Here is an 11,023-nt window from a genome sequence, read left to right on the forward strand (position 1 = left end):
TTATGCCGGCTTAGCTCAATTGGTAGAGCAACTGACTTGTAATCAGTAGGTTGAGGGTTCAAGTCCTTTAGCCGGCACCATGTTTTTGACCCGCTAGCTCAGTAGGTAGAGCATCTGACTTTTAATCAGAGGGTCAGGCGTTCGAGTCGCCTGCGGGTCACCATTTATATGCGGATGTGGTGAAACTGGCAGACACGCTAGACTTAGGATCTAGTGCTTCGGCGTGCAGGTTCAAGTCCTGTCATCCGCACCAGACAAGCGGGTGTAGTTCAATGGTAGAACTTCAGCCTTCCAAGCTGACTACGTGGGTTCGATTCCCATCACCCGCTCCATTTTATTAATAGAGTAAAAAAACGCTGAGTATATCAACTAAATATCTATTTTGGCAAACTCAATAACAGTGGTTCGGCTATAAGCTATGTTGTAATCAACATAGTTTTTTTGTGCCTAAATTCAAAAGGAGGATTGATATATGGATGTTTCAGTAAAAAAATTTGAAGTTAAAAAGAAACGATACTATTGAAATGTTAAAAAAGAATCTGAAAAGGTATATGTTATTAAAACAATTTCCATTAAATTATTTGGATAGACTCCAGTCTTATAGTAGTTCACTTATAAAAGTTTCTGATAATTCGTCTTATCATTCTAATTAAAACAACTTAAGATGTTAAGAGAACTCAAAAATGATGAAGAAGACAATCTGTTTATAGAAAAGTATGAAAATGATAATTTGAAACCATGAAACATTATTTTTCTCGCATATGAAATATTTATAGACAGTCGTTAAAAAAAACTATAAAATAAAAAGTGTTCAAGGAGAATAAAATCTTGTAAATATGAAAAAATATCATTTATGTATAGATTTAAAACAAAATAGATTTTTAATCAAGAGAAGGTGTAAGAAAAGATGATTATATTTAAATTACTTTTACAATTGATCAGTAATTTTCCTTTATATGTTACTTATGGTTTTAAAAAATATCCGCTGGGGTTAATATGTTTGATTGTAATCAGTCTGAGTATACCTATTCTAAGTTATTGGGATATGAATATTGATTTAAAAAGCCTAAAAAGTGCTTCAAAAAAATATATTTTCTTATTGGTACTATTTTTCTTAGGACAATTTTTTGTTGGTTTATTACTAGGATTAACCGTTTTAGCAGGAGAATTTCTCATTATTTCAAATTCCGATTTAACGAGTCCTTATTTTTATATTGAAATATGTATAATTGCTGTAGTTTATGAATTTCTTCAGTGGAGAAGAATAAAAAATGGTGATTTTTTGCCAGATGACAGTGATACAGATGAATACATATCTGAATTTACATTGCCTTTTAAAATGATTTTGTTAATCATTGTATCATTTATATTTTTAGTTACTGATTTAGAAAATGTTTTACCTCATTGGGGAATGACTCTATTTGGAAATACAATTGGGCAATGGATATATAATGTATTCTTTTCACTTGCGATAAGTTATATGGTTGAAGTGGTTGTAAGTATTGTTCAATATGTCATTGTGAAAACTTTTAAACTTCCGTTTAAAATGATTCGTTCAAAACACTAGTGAAAATTTGAAGATTTAGCTTTAGTATTTTTCAATTATAAAAGAAGAGTGTAAGGAGAATATGTATATGAAAAAGATGATTTTATTAGTTATAATGTCAATGTGTATCTTAACAGGATGTAATAGTAGTGATAATAATGGAAGTGATGATATTATTGGTAAATGGCAAGGAAGCGATATAGAAAGTATTGAATTCAAAGAAGATGGAACTTTTACTATGAGTGATAAAGGTACTGATACGAAAGGTACATATAAAATTGAAGAAAATCAAGTTTCTTTATCTTCTTCAGAAAATGGTGTTATATTTAATCCATCTTATTATTTTGAAATTGAAAATGATAAACTCTTGTTAAAGCGAACAGATCATGATTTTGAGTATCATTTCGCAAGAGAGAAGTAAATATAAAAAAGCGCAATGCTTATGAAAACAGTCCTCATATGGAAATTTTTAATAATGTGATAGATGGCATATGACTGGCTGTTCAGTAACACATAATATGGACGAAACTCCTAATGAATTTATCGGGGGATAAAAGATATAAATAGAACGAGAAAATTGGGTAAGTCTAATGCTTGGAGACAGCTATAGTTTTGTGTTGGCTTATATTTTGGCTATGCAAATTCTTATTATTTTTTTAATTATACTTTTTGATTTTATCACGATTAAAATAAATATGAATGAAATCATTAATGCATCTAAATAATACGAAAAAATGATACAAAATATTTTGTTCATTAAGTTTTATTCAGTAAAATGGGTATTTAAATAAAATAGAATGCAAAATATATATTGGAATCTTTTTATAATGGATCTTATTTTGCTTATAATGCTATTGGATAAAAAGATTGTTTGGAAAAGGGCGTAAAAATGATTCACTGATTAGTAGCACATTTATGAAAAGACGTTTCTTATTTTTGAACGATTCATAGTATTCAGCAATAAAGAAGTCAAGATATTAACAAGTCTCTATCTTTGACTTCTTTTATGTTTCATATTTATAGTTTTTTGAAAAATGAGATTCTTTATGAAGAATGGGAAACGAAATGAAGAAATAACATGATTTGTGTTATTGTTTGCTTTCTTTAGGGTAATTGATAATGATGATAAATATGAAAATGATACTAATGAGTTTTAAACCAACTGATAGACCTAATAGAAAACCATGAATAAAAGATGGTAAAGTAACAAAAGAAACAATCCAAGATATGATTTCTCCTATTATTAAACATATGATCCCAGTTTTTAATTTTTTTAGCATAAAACTTCACTCCATTCTTAATATTTTATCTACTATGATACTAACAGAAAGAGAAGAATCAAATCTATCAAATTTATGTAAAGTTTTTATTGACAAAGAAGAATAATAGTAATATATTTATATATGAAGAGATGTTCATATGTTCAATGAAGGAGTGATGATATGACTATACAGATGGATGATCAAAACGATTTTTTAGCAGTTCATGAAGATGTTGTCAAAAGGGTTAAAGAAAAACAACCTGATGATGAATACTTATATGAATTGGCTGATCTATTTAAGGTATTTGGAGATACAACACGTATTAAGATTTTATATGCTTTATTTGAAAGTGAATTATGTGTGGGAGATATCGCACAGATTTTGGGACTGAGTCAGTCTGCAGTCAGTCATCAGTTGAGAGTTCTCAAAGATAGTAAATTGATTAAATTCAGACGTGAAGGAAAGGTTATTTTTTACTCATTAGATGATGATCATGTTAGAACAATCATGTCTATGGGTATGGAACATGTAGAAGAATAAGAAAGGGGAAAAAGAAGATGAAAAAGACATATAAAGTTGATGTAGATTGTGCAAACTGTGCAGCTAAAATGGAAGAAGCTGTTAAAAAAACAGAAGGTGTGAAAGATGCGACTTTAAGTTTTATGACATTAAAGTTAAAAGTTGAATTTGAAGATGGAGTTAATATTGATGAAGTCATGCAAAAAGCTTATAAGAATTGTAAAGTCGTAGAAGATGACTGTGAAATTTATTTATAGAATAAATTCCCTTAAAAAGGGATATTTATTTAGATAATATATGAATGAGTGAACATATATTAAAATGAATGGGAGTGTTATGATGAATAAAAAACAAAAGAAAGTTCTTTATAGAATTCTGTTATCTTTAGGATTCATGATTGGAATCATGATTTTAACTTCATATGTTTCTTTAAACTTATATATTGAAGTGATTCTTTATTTGATTCCTTATTTCATTATTGGGTATGATATTTTAAGAAAAGCTATCAAAGGAATATTGAAAAGACAGGTTTTTGATGAAAACTTTTTGATGGCTGTTGCGACTGTAGGCGCTATGTGTTTAGGTGAATTTAGAGAAGGTGTCGCTGTCATGCTGTTTTATCAGATTGGCGAATTGTTTCAAAGTGTTGCAGTCGGTAAAAGTCGTCGTAATATTGCCGCATTAATGGATATTCGTCCCGATTATGCTAATATGATGGTAGATGGTAAGCTTCAAAAAGTTGATCCTGATGATGTTGAAATAGGTAGTGAAATCATTGTCAATCCTGGTGAAAAAGTACCTATTGATGGTATTATTGTTGAAGGGAATACAACATTTAATACGAGTGCTTTGACAGGTGAAAGTGTACCTAGAGATGCACATTGCGGCGATGAAGTCATTAGTGGTTTTATTAATATGACTGGTGAAATTAAAGTGAAAACAACAAAGGAATTTGGTGAATCAACAGTTTCAAAAATTCTTGATTTGGTTGAAAATTCAAGTATGAAAAAATCTCGTTCAGAAAACTTTATCACAAAGTTTGCCAGATACTATACACCAGCAGTTTGTTATAGTGCATTGGCATTAGCGATAATTCCACCTGTTGTTTTGATGTTGATGGGGAAAGATGCCTCATGGGGTGATTGGATTATTCGTGCGTTAACATTCCTCGTTATCAGTTGTCCATGTGCTTTGGTTATTTCTATACCACTCAGTTTCTTTGGTGGCATTGGTTGTGCTTCAACAAAAGGAATTTTGGTAAAGGGTTCTAATTATCTCGAAGCTCTTGCCAGTGCCAAATATATTGTTTTTGACAAAACGGGAACACTGACAAAAGGGGTTTTTGAAGTAACGCATATTGATCCAACTGATAATTATGATCAACAACAGTTATTGTATTATGCGGCTCATGTGGAAATGGCTTCAAGTCATCCAATCAGTTTAAGTTTACAAAAGGCTTATGGACAATCATTGGATAGAGATGCTGTGCATAATATTGAAGAAATTGCTGGACATGGTATTCGTGGAACTGTTCATGGACATGATGTTTATGCTGGTAATGAAAAACTGATGAATAAGATAGGTGTAGATATTACGGAAAAACATCCTGAAGGAACAGTTGTGTATATGGCCATAGATAATCAATATGCAGGATGTATTGTGATTTCTGATGTGATTAAAGAAACCTCAAAAGCAGCGATTCAGTCTTTAAAATCACAAAGAATCAAAGAAACGATTATGTTAACGGGAGATACAAAACAGACTGCGACAAAGGTTGCTGAAGAGATTGGTATTGATCGTGTTTATAGTGAACTTTTACCAGCTGATAAGGTTGAAAAAGTTGAAGAAATCCTACAAAACAAAGGTGAAAAAGAAAAAGTGGCTTTTGTTGGTGATGGTATTAATGATGCGCCAGTTTTATCACGTGTCGATATTGGGATTGCGATGGGCGCTTTAGGTAGTGATGCAGCGATTGAAGCAGCTGATATTGTGTTGATGGATGATGATCCGGCTAAGATTTCATTGGCTATGAAAATCTCATTAAAAACATTAAGAATTGTCAAAGAAAATATTGTGTTTGCTTTAGCTGTTAAATTTATCTGTTTAATTTTAGGTGCTTTTGGTATTGCTAATATGTGGCTCGCTATCTTTGCGGATGTTGGGGTGATGGTCATTGCTGTCATTAATGCGACGAGAGCTTTACGAATTCGATAAAAATGGAAGATAACAGAAAGTCCATCTGTTATCTTTTTTTTTAGATTTTGAAGTGATATAATAGTGCCTTGTGAAGAAAGGGTGTATGTGATGAATTATAAATTCATAAGAAATATTATAGGAATTCTTATTGGAAATACGATATATGCTTTAGCTGTTTTATTATTTATTGTTCCTAATGGACTGATTACAGGTGGATCAACAGGATTATCCATTGGTGCACAGCATTTATTAGGAATTCCAATGACTTTATTTTTATCTATTTTTAATATTTTGATGTTTTTACTTGGGTTACTGATTTTAGGTAAAACCTTTGCCTTAACAACATTAATTAGTACTTTTTATTATCCATTGATTTTAAGTGTTTTTGAAAAAACAATAGGTTATACCCAAATGACAACTGATCCATTACTCGCTGCATTGCTTGGTGGAGTGATGATTGGTGTAGCAATTGGACTTGTTATTAAATGTAATGCTTCCACAGGGGGAATGGATATTCCACCATTGATTATTAATAAAAAGACAGGAATACCTGTATCCGTTTCTATGTATGCTTTTGATTTCTTGATTTTATTAATGCAGGTCTTTTATACCAATCGAGAAATGGTTCTTTATGGTATTGTTTTGGTGGCGACATATACCATTGTTTTAGACAAAGTTCTGGTCGTTGGAAAAGCACAGACAGAAGTGATGATTGTGTCTAAGGAATATGAACAAATTAATGATATGATTATTCATGAACTTGATCGTGGAACAACAATGTTAAAATCTATTTCAGGTTATATGAAAAATGAATATCCTGTGATTATGACAGTCATTTCTAACCGTGAATTACCGAAATTAAATTATCTGGTTTTAAATATTGATGAACATGCTTTTATGGTTGTCAGCAAGGTGAACGAGGTGAAAGGAAGAGGATTTACCTTTAAAAAGGAATATATTGAGTCATAATAGTGAAAAAGAAAGACAGATAGGTTATAATAGAAAGGAATGTGGAGGTTATATTATGAGTAGTCAAGACTGTAATAATGATTGTCAATCATGTCAGGAAGATTGTGAAGAAAGAAGTTTTTTAGCTCCAATGAATAAAAATTCAAAAATACATAAAGTGATTGGAGTTGTCAGTGGTAAAGGTGGCGTAGGAAAATCATCTATTACGTCTTTATTGGCTGTTTTAAAACAGCGTGAAGGATATCGCTGTGCTGTATTAGACGGTGATATTACAGGACCATCAATTGCGAAAACATTTGGTGTTGAAGGTACACAGATTTATTCTAATGGAGAAGAAATTATTCCAGCTAAATCTTTAGAAGGTATTGAGATCATGTCAACGAATCTTTTATTAGAAAATGCAGAAGAACCTGTTGTATGGCGAGGACCTATTTTAGCAGGTATGATTAAACAATTCTGGAGTGATGTCAGATGGGGCGAAGTGGATTATATGTTCGTAGATATGCCTCCAGGAACTGGAGATGTCCCTTTGACAATTTTCCAATCTTTACCTTTAGATGGTATTGTGATTGTGACAAGTCCACAGGAACTTGTCAGCATGATTGTTTCTAAAGCTGTTAATATGGCAAAGAAAATGAATGTTCCTATTTTAGGTATTGTGGAAAATATGAGTTATGTGCAATGTCCTGATTGTGGAAAGAAGATTTTTGTCTTTGGAAAAAGCCATCTTCAAGATGTGGCAGATAAATATGATTTAAAGATATTAGGACAATTACCTTTAGATAGTGAATTAACACAACTTTCTGATATGGGAATGATTGAAAACTATTCATCTGATTGGTTAGATGAATTTGAAGAAAAAGTGAAAAACTTTTAAAAAAGGTCTATAACATGTCATAAACTGATTTTTGATGTTTATTGAGGTTATAGACCTCTTTTTGATAAAAAGAAGATGGGATAAAAGTCAGAGAATATGATGAATCATAGAATTTTAAAAAAGATTTTCAAGGATTCATTTTATTGATATAATAAAATTATCAAAATAAATGGAGATGAATAAGATGATACTTACAAAGAAACCTTTAAAAGTTTTATTAATTGGTGGAACAGGTACAATATCTCTGCCTATATGTGAAGCATTAAGTCAAAATCAGGATATTGAATTATACGTTATGAATCGTGGACATAAGTCTTTACCTGAACATGCTCATCAGATAATCTGTGATTTTCATGATACTGCAAAAATGGAAGAAATTTTAAAAGATTATTCTTTTGATATTGTTTGTAACTTCATTATCTATAAGCCAGAAGAAGCTATTAAACAAATTCAGTTATTTAAAGGAAAGATTCAACAATATATCTTTATATCTACAGTTGTGACTTATAATCATGAAACAGCTGTGATGATTCATGAATCACATGAACAAAATAATATCTATTCTGAATATGGAAGAGAGAAAACAAAATGTGAACAAATCTTTATGAAAGCTTATGAAGAATTTGGTTTTCCTATTACGATTGTGCGTCCTTCACAAACTTATGGATATGATCGTATTCCTTTAAGCGTCAAAGGAAAAAGCTGTTGGAGTGTGGTTGATCGTATTTTAAATGATAAGCCAGTCATTGTTCATGGTGATGGTAAGAGCACATGGCATTGTACTCATAATCAGGTAATATTGTTAATATAAAGATAACCAATAATGTTAATTTATAATTTACCAATTCTGGTAATAATTGTTCAACATTATTGAGTTATCTTTTCTTTTTGGTTAACCTTCTCTTTGAAAGGAGGTGAACCAAGTATGATAAAAAATGATATCGATGTAAGTTCAAATTTGATAGGAGAATTAAGATTTATGAAAACTTTACAGATCAAACCAAACTTTAGTGATTTGTCTAGAAAGTACAGTGTTGATCGTCACACCATAAAAAAATATTATGATGCAGATGGAATACCAATGAAAAGTGGACGTCCCAAGAAAAGTAAATGGGACTGCATGTTTGAAGATATCCTTTATATCCTTGACAAGCCAGGTGTTTCCTATAAGGCTGCCTATATGTATTTTCTCAATACTCGAGAAGAGGAACTTCCGGGCGACTACAACAGTTTCAGAAACTACTGTTATAGAAAGCATCTTAAGCCCAAGCAGAAGGAACATAAACCCCATGTGCTCTATGAAGTCGATCCTGGCCGTCAGCTTCAGGCTGATTTCAAAGAAGACCTTTCCATTCATCTCAAGAATGGTGACCTGATTGAATTTAATGTTTTCTCTGCAACTCTGGCCTATTCAAGACAGCATATATTTATCTATTCCCCAACCAAGACAACCGATGACTTCATCAGATGCACTATTGAAGTCTTCAGAAGAATTGGTGGCGTGACAGAGACCCTTCTCACTGACAACATGTCAGCTGTTGTGTCCTGTCATGGTAGAAAAAAGAAAATACATTCTAGAATCTCACAGCTGTTTAATGATCTTGACTGCTCACTCAAGCTATGCAGGACCAGAACTCCCCAAACTAAAGGAAAGGATGAAAACGCAAATAAATTTATGAACTGGCTGCTGCCCTATGATCATGAAATCGAATCGGTTGATCAGCTTATCAGGACGATTGAAGAAACAATCATGAGTCAGTGCAATATGGAAGTCAACAGTGGTACCAACATGCCGCCCGCACTGCTTTTTAGAAAAGAAAAGGAATATCTGAAGCCTTTACCAAATAAAGTCATGCTTTCTTCCTATATGGTAGAACATTATAGAAAGAAGGTTCCCGAATCGTTGCTTATTGTCTATAAAGGAAGCAAATATTCCGTTCCGGCCCGTTGCCTTGATCAATATGTAGATATCTATCCTGTTGAGGGCAACATGATATATATCTATAGAAACAAGGAACTTGTTGCCACTCATACTATATCACAAAATACGGTCAATTATGATGAGAATCATTACAGGGAAGCATTAAAAATGAATCTGTCCCATACAGATGATATAGATGAGATGGCCAAGAAGAACCTGGAAAGACTAGAAAAACTTGGAGGAAACATGAATGAATAAAAAATTAATACTAAGACATAAAATCAATGAAAATCCATACGGTCTGTATAACAGTCAGCTCAAACCAATGAGCAGAGAGGAAACAATTGAATTTTTCAACGAGATAGACCTTACAGACGAAGAGCTTCTGTCATTGAACGACTATATTCTTGAAGATGCAGGGCATAGCTTCTTCGATAATGCATACATGGTATGGAACGAATGTGGTGAGCACATGAATTTCATAGATGGCCTAAGAATGAGCGAAACATGCTGGAATGAAGACACATCAGCAGAAGAAGCCGAGTCACATATCATAACCTATGAAGCTCATTTCGAAGACCAGTCATGGGTGGCAACTATCGACAGAATTCAGCTGTATCATGATTATTCAGATGTTGTTTTTAAGGGAAGAGGAAGTGCCATAAGGGCTTTTGTCGGCAGAGCTGATGAATTATGGATCTGCATGCCTGATCAGCATGTCTGCACAACTCTTGCAAGCTCTGATGACATTTTTTGGAATGGAGAGATGTTATCCTCTCTCATGAAAAACAACATAGATGGTGCAACGCTGGCATATGGCATCAGATGTCTCTGTGAGGAATATTTCATATAGATGGAGGAGTAAATATTATGGATACCAATTATAATAAGCTATTGAACAATCTGACAGATTTAAAGCTTGAAAGAATGAAGGATAATCTGCCACAATATATCGACATGATCAATAGCGGAAATAAAACAATCGTGGATGCATTGTATGAACTGACCGAAAAAGAAAAAAGCTTCAAGAAGGAAAAAGCAATCAAAGCCTGTGTAATGACAGCAGGCTTTCCCTTTCATAAGACCCTGGACGACTATGACTTTAGTTTTCAGCCAGGAATCAATAAAAAGGAGATTGAAGATTACATGACACTGAGATTCATTGATAATAGTGAAAATATATTGTTTATTGGCTCAAGTGGCACTGGAAAATCTCATCTGGCGACATCCATTGGAATAGAGGCGGCCAGGCACAGATATAGTGTCTATTTCATCACATGTCAGAATCTCATAGATGAATTGATGGAAGCCGAAAAAGAAAATCGACTCGAAAAGAGAATGAAGGCCATCAACAGATACAAACTGTTGATAGTGGATGAAATTGGATATATCAATTTTAACAAGGAATCCGCCAATCTGTTTTTTCAGCTGGTATCACAGAGGTATGAAAAAAAATCAACAATTATTACAACGAATAGGAATCTATCCAAATGGACAGAAATATTCAGTGATCCAATCATCGCCAACGCAATACTGGACAGATTGCTTCACCATTGCCATATAGTTAATATTGTAGGTCCATCATATAGAACCAAGGATCTTATGGATATGCTGGAAGACTAGAAATGGACGGAAGTGGTAAACATATGTGAGCAAAACTGGTAACAATAAATTAACATTTCTGGTAATTTTCAAATTAACATTTTTGGTAAAAATTATATTGACAATATTAT

General features: G+C 32.6%; 11 protein-coding genes and 4 tRNA genes. All 15 read left to right on the forward strand.

Features of this window, described 5'->3' with window-relative positions; all coding sequences use genetic code 11:
* The first annotated feature begins 4 nt into the window (after positions 1-4).
* Positions 5-80: transfer RNA gene (locus B5E87_RS08705), tRNA-Thr, on the forward strand.
* Between the two features lie 7 nt (positions 81-87).
* Positions 88-163, forward strand: a tRNA-Lys gene (locus B5E87_RS08710).
* A 7-nt stretch (positions 164-170) separates the two neighbouring features.
* A tRNA-Leu gene (locus B5E87_RS08715) sits at positions 171-253 on the forward strand.
* Positions 254-258: 5 nt separating this feature from the next.
* Positions 259-332 (forward strand) — tRNA-Gly (locus tag B5E87_RS08720).
* 575 nt (positions 333-907) lie between these two features.
* Entirely contained in the window at positions 908-1,567 is a 660-nt protein-coding gene (locus B5E87_RS08725; protein ID WP_087244543.1) for a hypothetical protein, read from the forward strand.
* A 67-nt stretch (positions 1,568-1,634) separates the two neighbouring features.
* Positions 1,635-1,967, forward strand: coding sequence for a DUF5640 domain-containing protein (locus tag B5E87_RS08730; RefSeq protein WP_087244544.1), 333 nt, complete (start codon positions 1,635-1,637; stop codon positions 1,965-1,967).
* Between the two features lie 1,021 nt (positions 1,968-2,988).
* Positions 2,989-3,348: an ArsR/SmtB family transcription factor gene (locus B5E87_RS08740; protein ID WP_206393079.1), complete on the forward strand. Its 360-nt coding sequence runs from the start codon at positions 2,989-2,991 to the stop codon at positions 3,346-3,348.
* 17 nt (positions 3,349-3,365) lie between these two features.
* Positions 3,366-3,584 carry a cation transporter gene (locus B5E87_RS08745; protein WP_087244546.1) on the forward strand — a complete coding sequence of 73 codons (219 nt, stop codon included), beginning with the start codon at positions 3,366-3,368 and terminating at the stop codon, positions 3,582-3,584.
* Positions 3,585-3,666: 82 nt separating this feature from the next.
* Entirely contained in the window at positions 3,667-5,541 is a 1,875-nt protein-coding gene (locus B5E87_RS08750; RefSeq protein ID WP_087244547.1) for a heavy metal translocating P-type ATPase, read from the forward strand.
* A 90-nt stretch (positions 5,542-5,631) separates the two neighbouring features.
* The gene (locus B5E87_RS08755) at positions 5,632-6,492 is read left to right on the forward strand and encodes a YitT family protein (RefSeq protein WP_087244554.1); all 861 of its coding nucleotides are present in this window, start codon (positions 5,632-5,634) and stop codon (positions 6,490-6,492) included.
* Positions 6,493-6,547: 55 nt separating this feature from the next.
* Positions 6,548-7,369, forward strand: a complete 822-nt coding sequence (locus B5E87_RS08760) for an Mrp/NBP35 family ATP-binding protein (RefSeq protein WP_087244555.1) — start codon at positions 6,548-6,550, stop codon at positions 7,367-7,369.
* Positions 7,370-7,553: 184 nt separating this feature from the next.
* The gene (locus B5E87_RS08765; RefSeq protein ID WP_158095584.1) at positions 7,554-8,180 is read left to right on the forward strand and encodes an NAD-dependent epimerase/dehydratase family protein; all 627 of its coding nucleotides are present in this window, start codon (positions 7,554-7,556) and stop codon (positions 8,178-8,180) included.
* A 114-nt stretch (positions 8,181-8,294) separates the two neighbouring features.
* The gene (locus B5E87_RS08770; RefSeq protein WP_087244549.1) at positions 8,295-9,548 is read left to right on the forward strand and encodes a Mu transposase domain-containing protein; all 1,254 of its coding nucleotides are present in this window, start codon (positions 8,295-8,297) and stop codon (positions 9,546-9,548) included.
* Complete coding sequence (locus tag B5E87_RS08775; RefSeq protein WP_087244550.1) at positions 9,541-10,143, forward strand: DUF6618 family protein; 603 nt, start codon at positions 9,541-9,543, stop codon at positions 10,141-10,143. The genes B5E87_RS08770 and B5E87_RS08775 overlap by 8 nt, the downstream gene beginning before the upstream one ends.
* A 17-nt stretch (positions 10,144-10,160) precedes the next feature.
* Entirely contained in the window at positions 10,161-10,913 is a 753-nt protein-coding gene (gene istB, locus B5E87_RS08780; protein ID WP_087244551.1) for an IS21-like element helper ATPase IstB, read from the forward strand.
* The last annotated feature ends 110 nt before the right edge of the window (positions 10,914-11,023 follow it).

The organism is Massilimicrobiota sp. An142, from assembly GCF_002160725.1.
Taxonomy (GTDB): Bacteria; Bacillota_I; Bacilli_A; order Erysipelotrichales; family Coprobacillaceae; genus Allocoprobacillus; species Allocoprobacillus merdigallinarum.